Origin of the sequence: Thermomonas fusca DSM 15424 (genome assembly GCF_000423885.1) — a bacterium.
GTDB classification, from domain to species: domain Bacteria; phylum Pseudomonadota; class Gammaproteobacteria; order Xanthomonadales; family Xanthomonadaceae; genus Thermomonas; species Thermomonas fusca.
This window is the reverse complement of the sequence record NZ_AUIV01000015.1, coordinates 52,347-71,505: the sequence shown is the minus strand read 5'-3', so window position 1 is coordinate 71,505 and position 19,159 is coordinate 52,347. Positions and strand designations below refer to the sequence as shown.

Below are 19,159 nucleotides of genomic sequence, written 5' to 3'. Positions count from 1 at the left end.
AGCACCTACGTGATGGTGTCGGCGTGGGTGGCGGGCCTGTTCGGCCTCGCCAGCGCCTTCGTGGTGGTCACGGTGGTGCGGGGCCGGCGCGCGGACCCGCCCGGCACGCGCTGGCCGCTGGCGGTGTGGCTGGTCGCGGTGGCGTGGCTGGTGGTCGGCCTGGTGTGGGTGGCGGCGGGGCTGGGGTAGAGCGGTGGCGGGAACTGCAGAACGACGCCCGGGAGGTTGTGTGCGAACCGTGTTGCTCGTCCGGCCGACATCTGGCCCACTGCCTGTACCGATCACGTCCTGGGGAGTCCGCAATGAACGCAGTACCCGCTTGGTTCAAGGTGGTCGCAGTGCTGGCGCTGTTGTGGAACGTGCTGGGCTGCGTGGCGTTCTTCGCGGATCTGCGCCTGTCGCCCGCGGACGTGGCGCAACTGCCCGAGGCGCAACAGGCGCTGTATGCCGCGCGCCCGGCGTGGGCGGTGGCTGCCACCGGGCTTGCGGTGTTTGGCGGCGTGCTGGGCTGCCTGGGGCTGCTGTTGCGCCGGAAGTGGGCAGTGGCCGTGCTGGCGATCTCCCTGCTGGGCATCCTGGTACAGGACTTCGGGCTGTTCGTGCTGGTGGACGGCGCCACCCTGGCCGGCCCGGTGGCGGTGGTGATGCAGGGCGTAGTGCTGCTGATCGGTATCGCGCTGCTGCTGCTGGCGCGCAAGGCCAGCGCGCGCGGCTGGCTGGTCTAGCCGCCCGGAGTTCTCGCGGGAACCACGACGGTGGGGCGGCGGACGCCATCCGCAGCCCGATGAAGTGGGGTGGCTTGGAGAATCCCCGCGCCGCTGGCTATCCTCCGGTGGGGCGGCGGGGAGCGCGCCGGCTCGCACCGTGACGTCAACAGGGGGATGCAATGGCAGACAACGAGAACAGCCCGGCGATGGCGCCGGCGGCAGCCGCACGGCCGGGCATGCTGCGGCGCGCGCTGCAGTGGTACTGGGGCCAGCGCGACAGCGCCGAGCACGGCGAGCCGGTCAAGCGGACGCTGGTCGCGTTGGTGCTGCTGGCCCTGGGCGTGGGCGGCAGCGAGGCCTATGGCTATGTGCGCGACAAGTTCCGCGATCCCGACGCCTACCTGGTGCAGATGAAGCAGGACCAGGACGCCGCGTTCAAGAAGCTGCAGGGCAGCCTGGACGCGCTGGGCAGTTCAGTGGAGGGCAACGGACGGCAGGCGCTGTCGCAGGTCAGGAGCGCGGTCAGCGAGATGAAATCCGCCAATGCGGGGCTGATGGCGCAGCTGGCCCTGGCCAAGCAGGAGAACGTGCGCCTGTCGCAGGTAGCGGGCCAGCAGGCGGGGGTGAGTGGCGGCTACGACATCATCCTGTCCCAGAACACCGGACTGGCGCTGGATGCCTCATCGGTGCTGGGCGTCCGAGGTGTTTCCAGCGGTGGGGCGTATGTGACCGTGAGCGCCGCGGGCGCCGGCGACCAGCGGAAATTCCTGCAAAGTGGCGAGTCCATTACCTATCGCGGCGCCGCTGGCCGTGAATGCCGGATCAGCCTGTTGTCCGTGTCGGGTGGCGAGTCGGCGTCGTTCAAGACGAGCTGCGGTTGATGGGGGCAGCGGGTGCAGGGCCGCATTCGGTCGGTCGGGCCGAGTGCGATCGTGCCGGGCACAGCGAAGTGGCGGCCCCCGCCATCTGCCCGCTGTGCGGGAATGCGACCCGCGCCTTCTGCGAGGACCGCGCACGGCGCTACTTCGAATGCCCGGGCTGCGGGCTGGTGTCGGCCGACCCGGCGTCGCAGCTGTCGCCGGAAGACGAACGCGCGATCTACGACCTGCACCGGAACGACCCCGCCGATGCGCGCTATCGCGCTTTCCTGGCAAGGCTGGCCCATCCGTTGCTGGCCAAACTGGCGCCGGGCATGCGCGGACTGGATTTCGGCTGCGGGCCGGGGCCGGTGCTGTCGATCATGCTGCGCGAGGCGGGCATGGCGATGGCCGATTACGACCCGTGCTACGCGCCCGACGCGGCGCTGCTGGACGCGCAGTACGATTTCGTGACCTGCACCGAGGTGGTGGAGCACTTCCGCGACCCGCTGGTGGGCTGGACGCAGCTGGCGTCGCTGGTGCGTCCGGGTGGCTGGCTGGGGGTGATGACCCAGCTGGCGCCGGAACTGCCGGCGAACTTCCTGCGCTGGCGCTACCGCGACGACCGCACCCACGTCAGCTTCCACCGGCTGGCCACCTTCGACTGGCTGGCGGTGCGTTTCGGATTCGCGCTGGAGCAGGTGGAAAGCCAGGCCTTCCTGCTGCGCAAGCAGGGCTGAGGCCGGCGCACCGCCTACAATGGGCGGATGCGCTTCCCCGACTATCCGTTCACCCCGCAACGCTTCGAAGTCCGCCCCGGCATCGCCATGTCCTTCCTCGATGAAGGCCCGCGCGACGGCGAGGTGGTCGTGATGTTGCACGGCAATCCGTCGTGGAGTTTCTATTGGCGGCATCTGGTGGCCGGCTTGCGCGACAAGTACCGCTGCATCGTGCCGGACCATGTCGGCATGGGCCTGAGCGACCGGCCGGATGACGCACCATCGGCGCGGCCGACCTACGACTACACCCTGCAGTCGCGGATCGACGATGTGGATGCGCTGCTGAGGCATCTCGGCATCGATGGCCCGGTGACGCTGGCGGTGCACGACTGGGGCGGGATGATCGGCTTCGGCTGGGCGCTGCGCGATCCCGCGCGCATCAAGCGGCTGGTCATCACCAATACCGCCGCTTTCCCGCTGCCACCGGCCAAGCGCTTCCCGGCGCGGCTGGCGATGGGGCGTGATTCGCGCCTGGGTGGCTGGCTGATCCGCCGCCTCAACCTGTTCGCGCGCGGCGCGGCGTGGATGGGCACGAAGCGTTCGTTGCCGAAGGACGTGCGCGCCGCCTATGCCGGCGTGTACGACGGCTGGGACAGGGCGATCTCCACCCTGCGCTTCATGCAGGACATCCCGCTGCACGACGGCGACCGTGCGATGCCTCTGGTGCAGGCCAGCGCGAAGGCGCTGCCGGGCTATGCGGACCGGCCGGCGTTCATCGGCTGGGGGCTGCGCGATTTCGTGTTCGACAAGCACTTCCTCGACGGCTTCCGCAACGCGCTGCCGAACGCGGAAGTGCATGCGTATGCCGATGCCGGCCACTACGCGCTGGAGGACAAGCACGAGCTGCTGGTGCCGCTGGTCCGGGCGTTCCTGGAGCGCAATCCGCTGTAGCGGTTGTTCCACCGCGGGAGTATCGACGGAAGGACGGCACCACAAGTTGCGAGGCCAGCCGGACGGCAGCGGCCTCGCAACCAAGCGAGTATCGGGGAGCGACTTGCGAGGCCGCTGCCGTCCGGCTGGCCGGCTCCCGCGGTGATTGCTGGCGTTAGAGAATCCAGCCGCCGTCCACCGTCAGCTCCGCGCCGGTGACGAAGCCGGCATCCGGGCCGGCCAGGAAGGCCACCGCGGCGGCGATTTCCTCGGGCTTGCCGATGCGCTTGAGCGGCGTGGCTTCGATGCCGGCCTGGTTGGCCTCCGGCGGGTTGTTGTCCAGCATCGGCGTGTCGATGAAACCCGGATGCACCGAGTTCACCCGGATCTGCGCGGGCGCCAGTTCCAGCGCGGCGGTCTTGGTCATCCCGCGCACCGCCCACTTGGTGCCCACGTAGGCGGCCGCGTTGGGGAAGCCCAGCTGGCCGGCGATCGAGCTGATGTTGACGATGCTGCCGCCGCCAGCCGCGCGCAACGGCGCCTGCGCATGCTTCATGCCGAGGAAGGGGCCCAGCTGGTTGACCCGGAACTGCTGCTCGACGTCGCTGACCGCAGCGTCGGCGATCTGGCCGGGATGGAAGATGCCGGCGTTGTTGACCAGCACGTGCAGGCCGCCGAAGCGGGCGGTGGCCGCTGCCAGCGTATCCACCCACGCGGCTTCGTCGCCGACGTCGTGGTGGAAATACGCGGTGCGTTCGCCCAGTTCCGCCGCCAGCGCGCGGCCGGCATCGTCCAGCACATCGGTGATCGCAACGCGGGCGCCATCGGCGTGCAGCCGGCGGACGATGGCCGCGCCGATCCCGCGCGCGCCGCCGGTGACCAGGGCGACCTTGCCTTCCAGTTTTCCGCTCATCTCGCACTCCTCCGCATGGGTGGATGGCCAGCCTGCGCGCCCGTGCCGGCGGGCGTTTTGATCGGGATCAACCGGACGCTCAGGCGGCGACGGGCGGCATCGCAGGCGGCAACGGGCTGTTGCCGCTGTCGTCCGGGTGGTCGTCGTTGTCGGCGCAGTCGCGCCAGCGCCAGTCGGCGGCAGTCAGCACGTGCAGGCCGAACGCCAGCCGCGCCTTGTCGCACTGCGCGCTGGGGCGGCCGAATTCGAACGAGGCTTCGACCTCGCGGCAGACCGATGGCCGGTTGGGATGGATGCTGCAGCGCGAGTACTTGCCGATGTCGGCATCCAGCGCCACGCAGCGGATCGGCGCGGAGAAGGTGCCCTGCATGCACAGGCGGTGGCCGTCGAGTTTCTCGGTGAGCGCGGCCGGCACGCCGCCGGGCGTGACCTCGTCCGATTCCATCCAGTGGAAGGCAACGCGGTACTGGGTGCAGCAGGCGCCGCAGGTCAGGCAGGGATGCATGGAAGGCCGGGCCTTGCGCGGCGAAGATCGGGACAGGGACGCGATTTTTTTCCGTGCCGGGCCGGCGCGCAAGGGGGGCGGGCGATAATGCCGGCATGACCGAACCCTGCAACATCGCCGCCGCGCTGCCGCGGCTGGCCCGCCAGCACCCCGACCAGGTGGCGATGCGCTGCCCCGGCGCGCGCGGCCGCTATGAGGTGGCGCTGACCTATGCCCAGCTGGACGCGCGCAGCGACGCCATCGCCGCGGGCCTTGCCGGACGCGGCATCCGTCGCGGCACCCGCGCGGTGGTGATGGTGCGGCCGACGCCGGAGTTCTTCCTGCTGATGTTCGCGCTGTTCAAGGCCGGCGCGGTGCCGGTACTGGTGGATCCCGGCATCGACAAGCGCGCGCTTAAACAGTGCCTGGACGAGGCGCGGCCGGAAGCGTTCATCGGCATTCCGCTGGCCATGCTGGCGAAGGCGCTGCTGGGCTGGGCGAAATCAGCATCGGTGCGCATCAGCACCGGACGCTGGCCGCTGCTGGCCGACACCACCCTGGCGCGCGTCGAGGCCGAAGGCGCCGGCGCCGGCCCGCAGCTGGCCGCGACCGACGGCGAGGACGTGGCCGCGATCCTATTCACCAGCGGCAGCACCGGCGTGCCCAAGGGCGTGGTGTACCGGCACCGGCACTTCGTCGCCCAGATCGCGATGCTGGGAGAGGCGTTCGGGATCGGCGCGGGCGGCATCGATTTCCCCACCTTCCCGCCGTTTGCCCTGTTCGACCCCGCGCTGGGGCTGACCAGCATCATTCCCGACATGGACCCCACGCGCCCGGCCAAGGCCGATCCGCGCAAGCTGCACGCGGCGATCGAACGCTTCGGCGTGACCCAGCTGTTCGGCTCTCCGGCACTGATGGGCGTACTGGCCGCGCACGGCGAAAAGCTGCCCACCGTGAAGCGCGTGACCAGCGCCGGGGCGCCGGTGCCGCCCGACGTGGTGCGGCGGATGCTGGAGCTGCTGCCGGCCGATGCGCAGCTGTGGACTCCCTACGGCGCCACCGAATGCCTGCCGGTGGCGGTGATCGAGGGCCGCGAACTGCTGATCCTGCGCGCGCGCACCGAAGCGGGCGCGGGCACCTGCGTGGGCCGGCCTGTACCCGGCAACACCGTGCGCATCATCCGCATCGACGACGCCGCGATTCCCCACTGGAACGACGCACTGCAGGTCGCGCCCGGGCAGGTCGGCGAAATCACCGTCGCCGGTCCCAGCGCCACCGACACCTACTTCAACCGCGACGCGCAGACCGCGCTGGCGAAGATCCGCGAAACCCTGCCCGATGGCAGCACGCGCATCGTCCACCGCATGGGCGACCTCGGCTGGTTCGACGGCGAAGGCCGGCTGTGGTTCTGCGGGCGCAAGTCGCAGCGGGTGGTCGTCGATGCGCAGACCACGCTGTGCACCGAGCAGGTCGAACCGGTATTCAACACCCACCCGCAGGTGCTGCGCACGGCGCTGGTCGGCATCGGTGCCAAGGGCGCGCAGACGCCGGTGCTGGTGTTCGAACTGAAGCCGGGCGCGCAGGCCGAGGTGGCGGAAGTCGCCGACGAGCTGCGCCACATCGCGGAAGGCTTCGTGCACACCGCCAGGATCGAGCGCTTCCTGCACCACCCCAAAGCCTTCCCGGTGGACATCCGCCACAACGCCAAGATCGGCCGCGAGAAGCTGGCGGCATGGGCGGCGGCGCAACCCGCGGGGGGCAGGGCATGAAGCTGCTCGTCACCGGTGGCGGCGGTTTCCTCGGCCAGGCGCTGTGCCGCGCGCTGCTGGCGCGGGGACAAGAGGTCGCCAGCTTCAGCCGCAGCCGCCACGCGGCGCTGGACGCACTGGGCGTGCGCCAGCTGCAGGGCGACCTGGCCGACCGCGAAGCGGTGCTGGCGGCGTTCGCGGAAGGCTTCGACGCGGTGCTGCACAACGCCGCCAAGGCCGGCACCTGGGGCAGTTACCAGAGCTATTTCGATGCCAACGTGACCGGCACCCGCAACGTGATCGCCGCCTGCCGCGCGCACGCGATCGGCCGGCTGGTCCACACCTCCACCCCCAGCGTTGCCCATCGCGCGACCCATCCGGTGGAAGGCGCGTCGGCTGACGAAGTGCCCTACGGCGAGGGCGTGAAGGCGCATTACGCCACGACGAAAATCATCGCCGAACGCGAAGTCCTGGCCGCCAACGACGCGGCGCTGGCCACCATCGCGCTGCGCCCCCGGCTGATCTGGGGGCCGGGCGACACCCAGATCCTGCCCAAGCTGGTGGAGCGCGCCCGCAGCGGCCGCCTGCGGCTGGTGGGCAGCGGCGACAACCTGGTCGACACCACCTACATCGACAACGCCGCGCAAGCCCACGTGGATGCACTGGATCACCTGCATGCGGGCGCCACCTGCGCCGGCCGCGCCTACTTCATCAGCAACGGCGACCCCTGGCCGCTGCGCGACGTGCTCAACGGCCTGCTGCGCGCGGCGGGTGCACCGGAAGTGCATGCAACCCTGCCGTTCCGCGCCGCCTATGCGATCGGTGCAGTCTGTGAAGCGCTGTGGACCGCGCTGCCGCTGCGCGGCGACCCACCGATGACCCGCTTCCTGGCCGAGCAGCTGAGCACCGCGCACTGGTATTCGATGGCGCCGGCCACGCGCGACTTCGGCTACCTGCCGAAAGTGACGATGGCCGAGGGACTGGCGCGCCTGCAGGCTTCGCTGGCACGCTGATTCGCGACAGCGCGCGGCGGCGCCCGGCCGCGGCTCCGCCGCCAGCCCGGCGGGTGCGCTTTCACTCCGATGTGATCGCTGCGCGGCCAGCTGGCGACGCGTCGATCCGGCGCGGCCAAATGGAAGGGTCCGATCCTGCATTACGCCGTTGTTTTCATGGTCATCGCGCTGATCGCCGCCTTCCCCGGGTTCAGCGGACTGGCCGGCATGGCGGCCCACATCGCCAAGGTGCTGTTCGTCGTGTTCCTGATCCTGGCGGTGGCTGCCTACCTGCGCAAACGGGCCTGAACACTCCGCTTTCAGGTGGGCGCTGCCATCGCGCCAGCGGCCCTACAATGCGCCCATGACCGAGCCCGCCTTCAACTGGAAAAAACCCGCCGGCCGCGCGCTGGAGCTGGCGCTCAACCGCGCGCTGGCGCTGGATGAAGATACCCGCACCGGCCTGCGTGCGCTGGACGGCCAGCGGGTCGTGCTGATCCTGGCCTCGCCCCCGCTGGCGCTGCAGGTACGGGTGGAAGACCAGGCCCTGCGGGTGGGCCCGCCGGATGCCGATGTCGAGCCCGACCTGGGCGTGCGCGCCACCCTGGGCGGGCTGATCCAGCAGCTTCCGATGTTCCGCAGCAGCAACGCGCCACCGGTGGGCAAGCTGCGCATCGAGGGCGATGCCGAACTGGCGCGCCGGCTGCAGAAGCTGGCGCAGGGCTTCGATCCCGACTGGCAGCTGCCGTTCGTCCAAGTGTTCGGCGAAGTGCTCGGCGTGCAGATTGCCAAGGCCGTGCGCGTGGCACTGCAGCAGGCGCAAATCGCCGGCCGCAACCTTGCCGGCATGGCGGCCGAATACGTCACCGAGGAAAGCCGCGACGTGGTGCCGCGCGCCGAGCTCGATGCTTTCCACGACGACGTGGATGCGCTGCGTGATGATGTCGAGCGGATCGCCGCCAAGATCGTCCGGCTGCACCGCGAGCGGGGCCTGGCCGCATGAGGTCGGCGCTGCGTGCGTGGAAAATCGGCCGGGTGCTGCTGCGCTACCGGCTGGACGACCTGCTGGATGGCACCCCGGCCGAGCGCTGGCTCAAGCTGATGCGGCCGTTCGTGCCGCGCGCCTCGCGCGAAGTGGCCACCCAGTCGCGCGGCGCGCGGCTGCGGTTGGCGCTGCAGGAACTGGGGCCGATTTTCGTCAAGTTCGGGCAGATCCTCTCGACCCGTCGCGACCTGGTGCCGCCGGACATCGCCGAAGAGCTGACCCAGCTGCAGGACCGGGTGGCGCCGTTCGACGGCGTGCAGGCCCGCGCACTGGTGGAAGCGGCGCTGGGTCGCGGCATCACTGATGCCTATGCGGCGTTCGATACCACCCCGCTGGCCTCCGCCAGCATCGCCCAGGTGCATGCGGCCACGTTGCACGACGGCCGCGAGGTGGTGGTCAAGGTGCTGCGGCCGGACATCGCCAGGCTGATCGCCTCCGATATCGCGCTGCTCAAGAACGTGGCCGGCATCGTCGACCGCACTCACCCGAGCGCCGACAAGATCCGCCCGCGGGAGATCGTCGCCGAGATCGAGAACACCCTGGCCGCCGAGCTCGACCTGCAGCGCGAGGCCGGCAACGCCAGCCTGCTGCGGCGCAACTGGCTGGACTCGCCGGACCTGTACGTGCCGGAAGTGATCTGGAGCCACACCGCCGAGCGCGCGATGACCATGGAGCGGGTGCGCGGCATTCCGTCCGACGACATCGCCGCACTGGATGCCGCCGGGATCGACCGCAAGGCGCTGGCGGCGAAGGGTGTGCGGGTGTTCTACCAGCAGGTATTCCGCGACAACTTCTTCCACGCCGATGCCCACGCCGGCAACATCTGGGTGGACTCCGGGCGCAAGGCCGATCCGCGCTTCATCGCGCTGGACTTCGGGATCATGGGCCAGCTTTCCAGCGACGACCAATACTGGCTCGCCGAGAACTTCATGGCCATCTTCAACCGCGATTACCGGCGTATCGCCGAACTGCACGTGCAGGCGGGCTGGATGCCGCCGCATATCCGCATCGACGAGCTGGAAGCGGCGGTGCGCGCGGTCTGCGAGCCGTACTTCACCCGTCCGCTGAGCGAGATTTCGCTGGCGGAAGTGCTGGTGAAATTGTTCCGCACCGCGCAGCGTTACGAACTCACCCTGCAGCCGCAGCTGATCCTGCTGCAGAAGACCCTGCTCAACATCGAGGGCGTGGGCCGCCAGCTGGATCCGAAGATCGACATCTGGGCGGTGGCAAGGCCGGTGCTGGAGGCGATTCTTGCCGAGCGCTACAGCCCGAAGCGGCTGGCCGGCGAGCTGCGCAAGCGGATGCCGGAGCTGGTCACCCGCGCGCCGGAAATGCCGCGCCTGCTGCACGCCTGGCTGCAGCAGCAGGTGCAGGGCGGGCACGAGCTGAGCATGCGTTCGACCGACCTGCGCGAGATCGCGCAGACGCTGGCGGCGATGCAGCGGCGGGTGGTGGCCTCGATCCTCGGCGTCGGCCTGCTGATCGTGGCGGCGGTGCTGTACGCGCTGGAGGCGGGCGGCCCGAAGCTGCTGGCGCTGCCGATCTCGACCTGGATCGCCGGCATCGGCGGGCTGTGGGCGCTGCTGGCGGCGTGGCCGCGCGTGCGCAAGTCCTGACGCCGCAGGCTCCTGCGGCGCGACGGCAGGCGGTGGAATTGTGTAACCCACGCGCGTCTCGCTAGCGTGCCGCGCATATCAATCTGGCAATCCACGGCGATGGGCGCAGGCCACCCGAATTCTCCGCACGGGCATGACGAACACGGGCACAGCCATGTGCCCGCGCAGATCCGCCACGAGCGGCCGCTCTGGATCGCCTTCGGGCTGACCCTGCTGTTCCTGCTGGTGGAAGTGGTGGGCGGGCTGCTGAGCAACAGCCTGGCGCTGCTGTCGGATGCGGCGCACATGATGACCGACGTGCTGGCGCTGGGGATCGCGCTGTTCGCGGTGCGGATGAGCCGGCGTCCGCCGGATGCGAAGCGCACCTATGGCTATGCGCGGATGGAGGCGATCGGCGCGCTGGTCAACGGTGGGCTGCTGTTCGTGGTGGCCGGTTTCATCCTGTGGGAAGCGCTGGGGCGCTTCCGCGAGCCGCAGCCGGTCGCGTCGAACGCGATGCTGGTGGTGGCCGTGGTCGGGCTGCTGGTCAACCTGGCCTCGATGCGGCTGCTGGCCGCGGGCGCGGGCGAAAGCCTCAACGTGCGCGGCGCCTACATGGAAGTGTGGAGCGACATGCTGGGCTCGCTGGGGGTGATCGCGGGCGCGCTGCTGATCCGCTTCACCGGTTGGACCGTGGTCGACCCGGTGATCGCCGTGCTGATTGGCCTGTGGGTGCTGCCGCGCACCTGGCTGTTGCTGCGCGCGGCCGCGCAGGTGCTGATGCAGGGCGTGCCGGCGGGGCTGGACATCGATGAGGTGCGCGACGCCATGCAGGCGCTGCCGGGCGTGGCCACCGTCCACGACCTGCACGTGTGGGCGCTGGGCTCGCGCGAACCGATCCTCACCGCGCACGTGCTGCTAGCGGACGATGCCGGTGATGCAGATGCGCTACGGGCCGAGCTGGCCGGGATGCTGCATTCGCGCTTCGACATCGACCATGTGACCCTGCAGCTGGAAGCACGGCACTGCGGCGGCGGCGACCACCGCTGAGGCGCCGCTGCGGGCGGGCTGGCGGCCAAAGCGTGGCGTAAGGTTGGCATGCCAACCTCGGGGCAGGAGGAAGATCATGAGACACATCCGCTGGACGTTGTGGGTGCTGCTGGCCGGAACCAGCCTGCTGTTCGCGCTGGCGGTGGTGTCCTGGCCGTCGGGCTGGGGCTGGTTCGCCTGGCGCGGGCTGGTGGTGCAGTACACAGGCGTTGTGGCGATCGTGGGGATGGCCGCGGCAATGGTGCTGGCGCTGCGCGGGCGCTGGCTGGAAACGCGGTTGGACGGCCTGGACAAGATGTATCGCCTGCACAAATGGCTGGGCATCGGCGCGCTGGTGGCCGCGGTGCTGCACTGGTGGTGGGCACTGGGCAGCAAGTGGATGGTCGGCTGGGGCTGGGTGGTGCGGCCCCCGCGCGGACCGCGAGCGGCGCCTGCCGATGCGTTGGAAGCCTGGCTGCGCGGCCAGCGCGGTCTGGCCGAGGAAATCGGCGAGTTCGCCTTCTACGGGCTGCTGATCCTGCTGGTGGTGGCGCTGTGGCGGCGCATTCCCTACCACTGGTTCGCACGCACCCACAGGCTGGTCCCGCTGGCATGGCTGGTGCTGGCCTTCCATACCGTGGTGCTGCTGGATGGCGCGTACTGGTGGCAGCCGGTCGGCTGGCTGGTCGCCCTGTCGCTGCTGGTCGGCAGCTGGGCTGCGCTGGTGTCGCTGACCGGGCGGATCGGCGCTGGCCGCAGGTTGCGCGGTACCGTGCAGGCGATGGAGGTGTTCCCGCCGCCGCTGGACATGCTGAAGGTGGAGATCGGCATGCAGCCGGGATGGGCCGGTCATCAGGCCGGCCAGTTCGCGTTCGTCGCCTCACGGCGGCACGAGGGCGCGCACCCCTACACCATTGCCTCCGACTGGCATCCTGAGAACGGCATGATCCGCTTCGTGACCAAGGCGCTGGGCGACCACACCCGCACCCTGCCGCAGGTGCTGCACGTGGGCGATGCGGTCACCGTCGAGGGGCCCTACGGTTGCTTCGATTTCACCGATGGCAAGCGGCGTCAGATCTGGATTGCCGGCGGCATTGGCATCACCCCGTTCCTAGCACGGATGCAGCAGCTGGAGCACGAGCCCGGCCATGCCGAAGTGGACCTGTTTTACGCAACTGACGTGGACGATCGCCCGACCTTGCACCGGCTGGCGGCGCTGGCGCGTTCGGTCGACGTGCGCCTGCACGTGCGGATCAGCCCGCGCGACGGCTTCCTCGATGGCGCGGCGATCCGCGCAGTGGTGCCGCACTGGCGCGAGGCCGGCGTGTGGTTCTGCGGGCCGGCCGGGTTCGGCGCGGCGGTGCACGCCGACCTGATTGCCAGCGGACTGGAGGCGCGCGCCTTCCGCCAGGAGCTGTTCCGGATGCGCTGAAGGGGCAGCGGGTGGCGCGCGGCGGAGCATGTCCATACCGCTGCCCGCGCAGAGCCGCGATCCCGTGCGCGTATCCACTCCGCCAGGGATGTTGAGCAGGGTGGACTTGCCGCAGCCGGAAGGACCCAGCAGGACCACGAACTCGCCGCTGCGGATGTCCAGGTCGACATCGTGCAGAGCGGTGCCCCGCACCTCGCCCACGCGGTAGACCTTGCCCAGCCCGCGCGCCCGGAATACCGGTTCCGTGCTGGCGGGAGGTAGGGAGTCTGCGGGTGTCTCGGGCGCCATGGCCTGCCTCGTTGGGCGCCAGGCCGGACCTGCGGGGCGCGCGATCCGGCTCTAGCGCCAGCAGCCGGTCGCCGGGAAGCCATCGCCTTGCCTCGGGCATGCGGCGCCGGGCGATTGCCGGGACAATGTGCGTCTTCCCGCCGATGACCGCTGCCAATGTCCGATGTCCCCGCGTTGCCCGTGCTCTACATCGACGACGCGCTGGCCGTGGTCTGCAAGCCAGCCGGGCTGATGGTCCACGACAGCGCGCTGGCGCGCGGCGAAACCGACTTCGCGGCCGACCGCCTGCGTGAGCAGTTCGGTAGGCCGATCTTCCTGGTGCATCGTCTTGATCGCGCCACCAGCGGTTGCCTGCTGCTGGCGTTCGATCGCGACACCGCCTCGGCGCTGGGCAAGACGCTGATGTCGCATGCGGTGGAGAAAGACTACTGGGCGGTCTGCCGCGGTTGGCCGGCGGAAGCCGTCTTCACCGTTGACCATCCGCTCGACGGCGGCCCCGGCAAGCCGCAGAAGAAGCCGGCGATCACCGACTTCGAAGTGCTGGCGACCTGCGAGTTGGCGTTGCCCTCGGCGGGATTTCCGACATCGCGCTATGCATGGCTGCGGGCATCGCCGAAGACCGGCCGCTTCCGCCAGATCCGCCGCCACCTCAAGCACGTGTTCCATCACATGATCGGCGACAGCAGCCATGGCGACGGTCGCCACAACCGCAATTTCCGCATGCTCGGCATCCACCGCATGCTGCTGCACGCGCGCCGGCTGGCATTCACCCATCCGCATACCGGCGCGTGCATCGAAGCACTGGCGCCACCGGATGCGGAGTTCGAAAAGGCGCTGGTGCTGTTCGGTGCGCCAGCGCGGTAGGGCTTACTTCGCGGCAGCCGCCTGCTGCTCGATGGCGGCCTTCACTTCCTGCATCGCCGCCTGCATCGCCGGCTGGATCTCCTGCATGGTCAGGCCCATCGCCTGCGGCGATTTCTTCAGGATCGAGGCGCCTTCCGGGCTGGCGTAGAACGCGGTCATCGCCTGCACCTCGCGCTTGCTGAAGACCTGCGTGTAGACCTTGCGCACCACCGGTTCCAGTGCCTCCCACGACAGGTGCTTCTGGATGATGGTGCTGCTGATCGCCATCGCGTCCTGCATCTTGGCGCGCTTGGCTTCGTCGAGCTCGGCGCCGAACGCATCGGTCAACATCTTTTCCTGCGCGGCCTGCATCTGCCGCATCATCCCGGCCATCATCGTTTTCATGTCCATTGCCTGCAGCAGGCGGTCGACGTCGGCGGCGTTGGCGGATTCCGCGGCCGGCGGCTGCGTGGCGGTCTGGGCGAGCGCGGCGGGCGAGAAGGCGAACAGCAGGACAAGCGACAGGCCGATGCGGCGCATGGAGCGATTCCAGGGAAAGAAAGAGGCGGCATGTTCGCAGCCGCGGCCCGGCCCGGCAATGGCACGTCGATGCGGCGCGCGCACGTTGCGGCTTGCAACGGCGCTGCCATTAGAATCGCCGCATGCAGATCGGCCGGCTTGCCATCGACGATGACGAACTGATCGAACGCTTCGTGCGCGCGTCGGGGCCGGGTGGGCAGAACGTCAACAAGGTCGCCACTGCGGTCGAGCTGCGCTTCGACATTGCGCGCTCGCCGTCGCTGCCGGAGCCGGTGCGGGCGCGTCTGCTGGCCAAGCGCGACCGGCGGGTGACCGGCGACGGCGTGCTGGTGCTGTCGGCGCAGCGCTTCCGCACCCAGGAGCGCAACCGCGAGGATGCACGCACGCGGCTGGCCGCGTTCATCGAAAGCGGGCTGCATGCGCCCACCCCGCGCATCGCCACCAAGCCGACCCGCGGCTCCAAGGAGCGGCGCTTGGGTGAAAAACGCGGACGTGCGAGCATCAAGCAGGGGCGCAGCGGGCGGGGTTGGGATTGAACTGGAATCACGGGGACAGCGTGCTGGCGCTGCCGCAACAGGTGCCGCGGATGCCGTGCAATCGCGGCATGGAGTGGCTGGGGCGCAGCGTGCTGCGGCTGGGCGGCTGGCGCATGGCCGGTGCCCTGCCCGACCTGCCGCGGGCGGTGTTGATCGCGGCGCCGCATTCCTCCAACTGGGACGGGGTCTGGGGCATCGCCGCCAAGCTGGCGATGGGGCTGCGGCTGTCGATCCTGGGCAAGCACAGCCTGTTCCGCATCCCGATGCTGGGCCCGCTGCTGCGCTGGCAGGGGGTGATCCCGGTGAACCGCGCCGCCGCGAACGGCGTGGTCGGGCAGGCGATCGATGCGCTCCGGGATTCGCCGTGCATGTGGTACGCGATCGCCCCCGAGGGCACCCGCCGCCAGGTGGAGCAGTGGAAGCCCGGCTTCTGGCGCATCGCCCACGGCTCCGGAGTGCCGGTGATCGTGGCGGCGTTCGACTATCCCAGCCGCACGCTCACCATCGGCCCGGCCTTCGCGCTGAGCGGCGACATGACGGCGGACATCGCCGCGATCCAGCGCTGGTATGCGCCGTTCCGAGGCCGCAACCATGACGTGTTGCAGTCCGCCAACCAGCCGCCGCCTCGCGTCGAAAACTGACGCAGAACGCCAGCTGGTGATGGCGTCGCGATCCGTCGACGCGCGGCATACCCGCGCCGTGTCCGCTTTGGCATGCGAATTGCGTCACATTTCCTACAGCCGCATGATGCGGCCGCTTCGCGATGCCGGCCGCGTGCATTCCCTGCCCGCGCCGACGCTGGAAGCCAAAGGGGGGGCGCTAGGCGTCGACCACGAATCCTGCGTGCAGGGTCGGTGGTGGCATGCATCCCGGATTCCCGTCAATCGGACCAGAGCGCATGTACAAACCCGGCAAACGCATCGTCATCGTGGTCCTCGTACTCGGCCTGGCCGGGTTCGCCTTCGGCGTGTGGGTGTTGCTGCACCCGGCCAGCGTCTTCGTGCAGCCGTGGCGGGCGGTGCGGGCCGAAGCGCCGGTAAAGGGCGTGCTGCTGGGGCCGTATCCGGTGGAGGAAGACTTCGCCGATCTCAAGAAGCGCGGCGTCACCACCATCATCAGCCTGCTCGAGCCGAACGTGCCTTATGAAAAGGTGCTGCTGGAGCGCGAGCGCGCGCTGGCCGAAAGCCATGGGATGACGGTGAAGAACTTCCCGATGGGCAGCATCCTCGGGCAGAAGTTCGGCGAGAATTATTCGAAGAATTCGAAGGCGGCGGCCGAGGCGGCGCTGTCCGCGGACGGCGTTGCCTACATCCACTGCTACCTCGGCCTGCACCGCGCAAGGAACGTGCAGCGCTATCTGGACGAGCATGCGCAGGTGCAGGCGCAGACCTATGCGACCACCGGCGCGGGAGTCAGCGGCGCCGACATGGAGGCGGAGGATCGCGCCACCCGGCTGTTCGGCGAGGATCGCTTCGAGGAGAGCCTGTCCGCGCTTTCCGCGGTGAAGGACAAGGGGCCGCGCATGCTGCGCCTGGAAGGCTGGAGCCTGTACCGCCTGCATCGCAACGATGAGGCGCACGCCGCGTTCGCGCGCGCGCTGGCGCTGTCCCCGAACGACAAGGATGCGCGGATCGGGATGGCCTACAGCGACCTGGCGAGGAAGCGGCTGGAACAGGCGCAGCAGGACTTCCTGGAACTGCGCCGGCTGTATCCGACCGACGGGATGGTGCTGCAGGGTCTTGGCAATGCGTATTTCCGGCAGGCGCGCTGGAAGGAAGCGGAAGCAGTGTTCGTGGAGACGCTGCGGCACGACCCCGGCAACGGCGAGGTCAAGGACATGCTGGAACGAGTGCGGCGCTTCATGGCGCCCGATTCCGCGCCGGCAGACGCCTGAGTGGACAGGAATGAACAGTCCGCGAGCGCGGACGGGAGTTTGAAATGGATACCCTGATGCATGCCGACTCGCAGATCGCCTTCGCGATCTGGGTCGGTCTGGGCGTGACGGTGACGTCGGTCCTGCTGCTGCTGGCGGTGCTGGTGATTCGCCAGCTGGCCCAGCGGCGCGAACGCAACCACCTGCGCGCGGCGACGCTCTGGCGCGGCGTGCTGGTGGACGCCATGCAGGAGCCGCCCACCCGCGTGCCGGCGCTGCCCGCGCGCGACATGACCGGTTTCGTGGAGGCCTGGAACGAACTGCACGATGCGCCCGGCGGCGCCGACGACCGCGGCCTGCTGGCGGTCGCCGAGCAGGTGGACCTTGCGTCGAAATTGGAGCGCATGGTCGAGCACGGCCGCTTCCATGACCGGGTGATGGCCATCATCGCGATCGGCTACCTGCGCAGCGCGTCGAGCTTCGATCGACTGGCAGCGCTGATCGACGATGCCAGCCCGATCGTGTCGATCAGCGCGGCGCGTGCACTGATGCGGATCGATCCGCAGCGCGCGGTGCAGCAGGTGGTGCCGCAGATCGTGTCGCGCCATGACTGGGTCGACGGCGGCATCGCGCAGATGCTCAACGAGGCCGGCCCCGAGGCGGTCAAGAACGAGCTGGGCGCGGCCGCGTTGCGCGCCAACGACGAAGTGGCCCCGCGGCTGGTGCGCTTCCTTGCTGGGGTCAGCCCGGAAGCGGCCGCCCCGGTGATCGCGCGCATCCTGGCCGAACCGCACGACGAACACCTGGTTTCCACCTGCCTGCAGGTACTGGCCGATGCCGGCGACCTCGACAAGGCGCGGCCGCTGCTCGTCCACGAGCGCTGGCATGTGCGCATGCACGCAGCCGCGGCGATCGGCCGTCTGGGCAGTGCCGCCGACGCTCAAGCGCTGGTGCCGCTGCTGTCGGACCCGCAGTGGTGGGTCCGCTATCGCACCGCGCAGGCGTTGCAGCACCTGCTCGCCGGCGAAGGCCGGCTGGCACAGGTGCGCGACGCGCAGGAAGATCGTTATGCACGCGACATCCTCACCCAGGTGATGGCCGAGCGTGCGCTGGGAGAAACGCAATGAACCTGTCCTGGATCACCCCTGAAATCTCGTCCGCGCTGATCGGCATGCAGTGGACCTTCCTGGCCTATTTCATCTGCATCAACGTGGTCTACCTGGCGCTGAACTTCATCGCCATGTTCGCGATCCTGCGCCATGCGCGCGAACACGGCGCCGGCTTCCGGGTCAAGAACTTCGCCGACTACCAGCCGCCGGTCAGCATCCTGGTGCCGGCCCACAACGAAGAGCGCACCATCGTCAGCACGGTGCGTTCGATGCTGCGCCTGAACTACCCGAACTTCGAGGTGGTGGTGGTCAACGACGGTTCCACCGACGCCACCCTGCAGACCGTGGTCGATGCCTTCGGGTTGGTGGAGTTCCCCGAGGCCTACCGCAGCCGGCTCAAGACCGAACCGGTGCGCCGGATCTTCGCCTCGCCGCAGGGCGGGCGGGTGCGGGTGGTGGACAAGGACAACGGCGGCAAGGCCGATGCGCTGAACGCCGGCATCAATACCGCCCGCTACCCGCTGTTCTGCGTGGTCGATGCCGACTGCATCCTGCAGCAGGACAGCCTGGCGCGGGTGGTGCAGCCGTTCCTGGAAGACGCCAGCATGATCGCCACCGGCGGCGTGATCCGCATCGTCAACGGCTGTAAGGTCAAGGACGGCCTGCTGTCGAAGGTGGAGCTGCCGGACAAGGTGCTGCCGCTGGTGCAGACGGTGGAATACCTGCGCGCGTTCCTGTTCGGCCGGCTGGGCTGGTCGCCGATCAACGCGCTGCTGATCATCTCCGGCGCGTTCGGCGTGTTCTACAAGGAGCGGGTGATCGCCGCAGGTGGCTACAAGGGCGACCTGGTCGGCGAGGACATGGAAATGGTGGTGCGCCTGCACAACCGCATGCTTGAGGAAAAGCGCCCGTACAAGATCGCCTTCGTGCCCGACCCGATCTGCTGGACCGAGGTGCCGTCCGACCTGCGTTCGCTGTACAACCAGCGCGTGCGCTGGCAGCAGGGCCTGGCCGAGAGCCTGTTCGGCAACTGGCGGTTGATGTTCCGGCGCAATGGCGGCACCGTCGGCTGGGTGGCCTATCCGTTCATGCTGGTGTTCGAATGCCTGGGCCCGGTGATCGAGGTGTTCGGCTACCTCTCGGTGATCGCGCTGGGGCTGATGGGCATGCTGTCCACGCAGGCCTTCTTCGCCTTCCTGTTCGCCTCTGTCGGGCTGGGCGTGCTGCTGTCGGTCAACGCGATGATGCTGGAGGAGATTTCCTTCCACCTGTACCCGCGCCCGCGCCAGCAGCTCAAGCTGTTCCTGGTGGCGGTGCTGGAGAACTTCGGCTACCGGCAGATGACGTCGCTGTTCCGGGTGGTCGGCCTGGTGCGCTGGGTGGTCAAGCTGCGTCGCCGTTCCAAGTGGGGCCATATGCACCGCAGCGCCGAATGGCAGGAACACGAGCCCCAGCACGCGACCCGCGTCGCCGCCACCGGCCCCGCCGTTTCCTGATCGCAAGCAGATACCGCAAAGGA

At 69.4% G+C, this 19,159-nt stretch carries 21 protein-coding genes and 1 pseudogene; 18 read left to right on the top strand and 4 right to left on the bottom strand.

Going from position 1 to position 19,159, the window contains the following annotated elements; all coding sequences use genetic code 11:
* Positions 1–12 precede the first annotated feature (12 nt).
* From G582_RS17915 to G582_RS0108725, 5 genes are all read left to right on the top strand, one after another.
* Positions 13–189 carry a hypothetical protein gene (locus G582_RS17915; RefSeq protein ID WP_156880379.1) on the top strand — a complete coding sequence of 59 codons (177 nt, stop codon included), beginning with the start codon at positions 13–15 and terminating at the stop codon, positions 187–189.
* Positions 190–302: 113 nt separating this feature from the next.
* The gene (locus G582_RS0108740) at positions 303–725 is read left to right on the top strand and encodes a hypothetical protein (RefSeq protein ID WP_028839512.1); all 423 of its coding nucleotides are present in this window, start codon (positions 303–305) and stop codon (positions 723–725) included.
* Positions 726–886: 161 nt separating this feature from the next.
* Positions 887–1,588, top strand: a complete 702-nt coding sequence (locus G582_RS0108735) for a hypothetical protein (protein WP_028839511.1) — start codon at positions 887–889, stop codon at positions 1,586–1,588.
* Positions 1,589–1,656: 68 nt separating this feature from the next.
* A complete protein-coding gene (locus G582_RS0108730) occupies positions 1,657–2,304 on the top strand; it encodes a class I SAM-dependent methyltransferase (protein WP_248642742.1) in 648 nt (215 codons plus the stop codon).
* A gap of 27 nt (positions 2,305–2,331) precedes the next feature.
* On the top strand, positions 2,332–3,234 hold the full coding sequence (locus G582_RS0108725) for an alpha/beta fold hydrolase (RefSeq protein WP_028839509.1): 903 nt from the start codon (positions 2,332–2,334) through the stop codon (positions 3,232–3,234).
* A gap of 154 nt (positions 3,235–3,388) precedes the next feature.
* Here the strand turns inward: G582_RS0108725 and G582_RS0108720 are convergent, their stop codons facing one another.
* Both G582_RS0108720 and G582_RS0108715 read right to left on the bottom strand, forming a co-directional pair.
* Positions 3,389–4,126: an SDR family NAD(P)-dependent oxidoreductase gene (locus G582_RS0108720; protein WP_028839508.1), complete on the bottom strand. Its 738-nt coding sequence runs from the start codon at positions 4,124–4,126 to the stop codon at positions 3,389–3,391.
* Positions 4,127–4,205: 79 nt separating this feature from the next.
* Positions 4,206–4,631 (bottom strand): YkgJ family cysteine cluster protein, encoded by a 426-nt coding sequence (locus G582_RS0108715; protein ID WP_038053524.1) that lies wholly within the window; start codon positions 4,629–4,631, stop codon positions 4,206–4,208.
* Between the two features lie 95 nt (positions 4,632–4,726).
* Here G582_RS0108715 and oleC point away from each other — a divergent pair, with 95 nt between their 5' ends.
* The 7 genes from oleC to G582_RS0108680 all read left to right on the top strand — a co-directional run bounded on the left by oleC (position 4,727) and on the right by G582_RS0108680 (position 12,451).
* A complete protein-coding gene (gene oleC, locus G582_RS0108710) occupies positions 4,727–6,379 on the top strand; it encodes an olefin beta-lactone synthetase (protein ID WP_028839506.1) in 1,653 nt (550 codons plus the stop codon).
* Positions 6,376–7,371 (top strand): 2-alkyl-3-oxoalkanoate reductase, encoded by a 996-nt coding sequence (gene oleD, locus G582_RS0108705; RefSeq protein WP_028839505.1) that lies wholly within the window; start codon positions 6,376–6,378, stop codon positions 7,369–7,371. Before oleC ends, oleD begins: the two co-directional genes overlap by 4 nt.
* 132 nt (positions 7,372–7,503) lie before the next feature.
* Positions 7,504–7,659 (top strand): DUF1328 domain-containing protein, encoded by a 156-nt coding sequence (locus G582_RS17535; protein ID WP_028839504.1) that lies wholly within the window; start codon positions 7,504–7,506, stop codon positions 7,657–7,659.
* A gap of 55 nt (positions 7,660–7,714) precedes the next feature.
* Complete coding sequence (locus G582_RS0108695) at positions 7,715–8,353, top strand: ubiquinone biosynthesis accessory factor UbiJ (RefSeq protein WP_028839503.1); 639 nt, start codon at positions 7,715–7,717, stop codon at positions 8,351–8,353.
* The gene (ubiB, locus tag G582_RS0108690) at positions 8,350–10,011 is read left to right on the top strand and encodes a ubiquinone biosynthesis regulatory protein kinase UbiB (protein WP_028839502.1); all 1,662 of its coding nucleotides are present in this window, start codon (positions 8,350–8,352) and stop codon (positions 10,009–10,011) included. Before G582_RS0108695 ends, ubiB begins: the two co-directional genes overlap by 4 nt.
* Positions 10,012–10,110: 99 nt before the next feature.
* Positions 10,111–11,040: a cation diffusion facilitator family transporter gene (locus tag G582_RS0108685; RefSeq protein ID WP_028839501.1), complete on the top strand. Its 930-nt coding sequence runs from the start codon at positions 10,111–10,113 to the stop codon at positions 11,038–11,040.
* A gap of 76 nt (positions 11,041–11,116) precedes the next feature.
* Positions 11,117–12,451 (top strand): ferredoxin reductase family protein, encoded by a 1,335-nt coding sequence (locus tag G582_RS0108680; protein WP_028839500.1) that lies wholly within the window; start codon positions 11,117–11,119, stop codon positions 12,449–12,451.
* Positions 12,452–12,532: 81 nt separating this feature from the next.
* On the opposite strand, the pseudogene G582_RS18450 reads toward G582_RS0108680, so the two are convergent.
* Positions 12,533–12,739 (bottom strand): annotated as a pseudogene (locus G582_RS18450) (ATP-binding cassette domain-containing protein); the annotation flags it as partial.
* 156 nt (positions 12,740–12,895) lie between these two features.
* On the opposite strand from G582_RS18450, the gene G582_RS0108675 reads away from it, so the two are divergent.
* On the top strand, positions 12,896–13,603 hold the full coding sequence (locus G582_RS0108675) for a pseudouridine synthase (protein ID WP_028839499.1): 708 nt from the start codon (positions 12,896–12,898) through the stop codon (positions 13,601–13,603).
* Between the two features lie 3 nt (positions 13,604–13,606).
* On the opposite strand, the gene G582_RS0108670 is transcribed toward G582_RS0108675, so the two are convergent.
* Positions 13,607–14,122, bottom strand: a complete 516-nt coding sequence (locus tag G582_RS0108670; RefSeq protein ID WP_028839498.1) for a DUF2059 domain-containing protein — start codon at positions 14,120–14,122, stop codon at positions 13,607–13,609.
* A 122-nt stretch (positions 14,123–14,244) separates the two neighbouring features.
* Here G582_RS0108670 and arfB point away from each other — a divergent pair, with 122 nt between their 5' ends.
* From arfB to G582_RS0108645, 5 genes are all read left to right on the top strand, one after another.
* On the top strand, positions 14,245–14,658 hold the full coding sequence (gene arfB, locus G582_RS0108665) for an alternative ribosome rescue aminoacyl-tRNA hydrolase ArfB (RefSeq protein ID WP_028839497.1): 414 nt from the start codon (positions 14,245–14,247) through the stop codon (positions 14,656–14,658).
* Between the two features lie 50 nt (positions 14,659–14,708).
* Complete coding sequence (locus G582_RS16100; RefSeq protein WP_051247069.1) at positions 14,709–15,299, top strand: lysophospholipid acyltransferase family protein; 591 nt, start codon at positions 14,709–14,711, stop codon at positions 15,297–15,299.
* A gap of 257 nt (positions 15,300–15,556) precedes the next feature.
* Complete coding sequence (locus tag G582_RS0108655; RefSeq protein ID WP_028839496.1) at positions 15,557–16,552, top strand: tetratricopeptide repeat protein; 996 nt, start codon at positions 15,557–15,559, stop codon at positions 16,550–16,552.
* Between the two features lie 44 nt (positions 16,553–16,596).
* Positions 16,597–17,658: a HEAT repeat domain-containing protein gene (locus G582_RS0108650; RefSeq protein ID WP_028839495.1), complete on the top strand. Its 1,062-nt coding sequence runs from the start codon at positions 16,597–16,599 to the stop codon at positions 17,656–17,658.
* Positions 17,655–19,136, top strand: a complete 1,482-nt coding sequence (locus G582_RS0108645) for a glycosyltransferase family 2 protein (protein ID WP_211219329.1) — start codon at positions 17,655–17,657, stop codon at positions 19,134–19,136. The genes G582_RS0108650 and G582_RS0108645 overlap by 4 nt, the downstream gene beginning before the upstream one ends.
* Positions 19,137–19,159 lie beyond the last annotated feature (23 nt).

Excerpts from the sequence above, each read along its gene's own strand:
- G582_RS17915 (WP_156880379.1), top strand. The coding sequence starts at position 13 with ATGGTGTCGGCGTGGGTGGCGGGCCTGTTCGGCCTCGCCAGCGCCTTC.
- G582_RS0108740 (WP_028839512.1), top strand. The coding sequence starts at position 303 with ATGAACGCAGTACCCGCTTGGTTCAAGGTGGTCGCAGTGCTGGCGCTG.
- G582_RS0108735 (WP_028839511.1), top strand. The coding sequence starts at position 887 with ATGGCAGACAACGAGAACAGCCCGGCGATGGCGCCGGCGGCAGCCGCA.
- G582_RS0108725 (WP_028839509.1), top strand. The coding sequence starts at position 2,332 with ATGCGCTTCCCCGACTATCCGTTCACCCCGCAACGCTTCGAAGTCCGC.
- G582_RS0108720 (WP_028839508.1), bottom strand. The coding sequence starts at position 4,126 with ATGAGCGGAAAACTGGAAGGCAAGGTCGCCCTGGTCACCGGCGGCGCG.
- G582_RS0108715 (WP_038053524.1), bottom strand. The coding sequence starts at position 4,631 with ATGCATCCCTGCCTGACCTGCGGCGCCTGCTGCACCCAGTACCGCGTT.
- oleC (WP_028839506.1), top strand. The coding sequence starts at position 4,727 with ATGACCGAACCCTGCAACATCGCCGCCGCGCTGCCGCGGCTGGCCCGC.
- oleD (WP_028839505.1), top strand. The coding sequence starts at position 6,376 with ATGAAGCTGCTCGTCACCGGTGGCGGCGGTTTCCTCGGCCAGGCGCTG.
- G582_RS0108695 (WP_028839503.1), top strand. The coding sequence starts at position 7,715 with ATGACCGAGCCCGCCTTCAACTGGAAAAAACCCGCCGGCCGCGCGCTG.
- ubiB (WP_028839502.1), top strand. The coding sequence starts at position 8,350 with ATGAGGTCGGCGCTGCGTGCGTGGAAAATCGGCCGGGTGCTGCTGCGC.
- G582_RS0108685 (WP_028839501.1), top strand. The coding sequence starts at position 10,111 with ATGGGCGCAGGCCACCCGAATTCTCCGCACGGGCATGACGAACACGGG.
- G582_RS0108680 (WP_028839500.1), top strand. The coding sequence starts at position 11,117 with ATGAGACACATCCGCTGGACGTTGTGGGTGCTGCTGGCCGGAACCAGC.
- G582_RS0108675 (WP_028839499.1), top strand. The coding sequence starts at position 12,896 with ATGTCCGATGTCCCCGCGTTGCCCGTGCTCTACATCGACGACGCGCTG.
- G582_RS0108670 (WP_028839498.1), bottom strand. The coding sequence starts at position 14,122 with ATGCGCCGCATCGGCCTGTCGCTTGTCCTGCTGTTCGCCTTCTCGCCC.
- arfB (WP_028839497.1), top strand. The coding sequence starts at position 14,245 with ATGCAGATCGGCCGGCTTGCCATCGACGATGACGAACTGATCGAACGC.
- G582_RS16100 (WP_051247069.1), top strand. The coding sequence starts at position 14,709 with ATGCCGTGCAATCGCGGCATGGAGTGGCTGGGGCGCAGCGTGCTGCGG.
- G582_RS0108655 (WP_028839496.1), top strand. The coding sequence starts at position 15,557 with ATGTACAAACCCGGCAAACGCATCGTCATCGTGGTCCTCGTACTCGGC.
- G582_RS0108650 (WP_028839495.1), top strand. The coding sequence starts at position 16,597 with ATGGATACCCTGATGCATGCCGACTCGCAGATCGCCTTCGCGATCTGG.
- G582_RS0108645 (WP_211219329.1), top strand. The coding sequence starts at position 17,655 with ATGAACCTGTCCTGGATCACCCCTGAAATCTCGTCCGCGCTGATCGGC.